Genomic DNA, 933 nt, shown 5'->3' on the forward strand with positions numbered 1-933 from the left:
GGCGCCCACACGGAACCATTGGGATTTCCTGCTGTTTCCTCAAAGTGGACATCGGTCGCTAATAAAAATCATCATAAACAGATTTAGTCACCATCGGATCGACACTGTTTGTATAAAAAGTATGCTCAACCCCTGGCTCAATGTAAAACATATCGTCACCTTGAGCTGAAAATAACTATCCATCAATTCGATACTTCTTCTCTAAATCAGAACACTTCTCGGGATCGATGTGTATGATTTTCGAAGCAGAGTACCCATTCAAATTTTGAGTATTACCTCCTTCATGACACAGTTGAAGTTCTTTAACCCTTGTTATAACCTCTTCATCCAAACAGACGTCGTTCATTTCATCTTCTTCTACAATTTCTATAGGAACAAAATGTTCCATCCTGTTAAAGTCTCCATTATTATCGTTGTACGACAAGATAAATACAATAGTTTTACTTCCGCAACTGACCGGCTCTCGTGTGTAAATTTCAATGAAGAAATCATCTGAGATATTAGGTTCATAAATAATAAGCTCACCAGCTTCATTCTCATAAAAATTGTTCAAATTACGTCCTCGGAATAACCCAAATGGGAGAATAATTTGTATTCGGGCGTTTTCAACATCACCAATCGGCTGTAATCGGACCCAAAGGTGGTTCATGCCTTCTTGGCACTCTAACTTTGACTTTGCCCCTCTAACGGAAATCATCGATTGTTCCCCCTTTCACTAATAGTGAAACTGCCTCGATTATTTTCGATTTAAGTTCTGGAGAGGTTTGAGAACTCAAAGATATAATGACGTCCTTATTTATAATATGTGTTTCATGATTCAACATCTGTTCAGACTGATACAATGGAAGTTTCTCGCCAACCTTCTCAATATCAACGATTGATAGTCCGTTTAATTTGTCTTGAATAGTGGCTAATGTCTCCCCACTTTTAGAT

The 933-nt window shown here is 38.0% G+C and carries 1 protein-coding gene and 1 pseudogene; both read right to left on the reverse strand.

Features of this window, described 5'->3' with window-relative positions:
- Nucleotides 1-175: 175 nt before the first annotated feature.
- Nucleotides 176-697: a hypothetical protein gene (locus tag AC1DWN_RS34390; protein WP_477563291.1), complete on the reverse strand. Its 522-nt coding sequence runs from the start codon at nucleotides 695-697 to the stop codon at nucleotides 176-178.
- Nucleotides 684-933 (reverse strand): annotated as a pseudogene (locus AC1DWN_RS34395) (MerR family transcriptional regulator); the annotation flags it as partial. The gene AC1DWN_RS34390 and the pseudogene AC1DWN_RS34395, both read right to left, overlap by 14 nt.

The sequence above is a fragment of the Paenibacillus sp. P4_A7 genome (assembly GCF_056402455.1).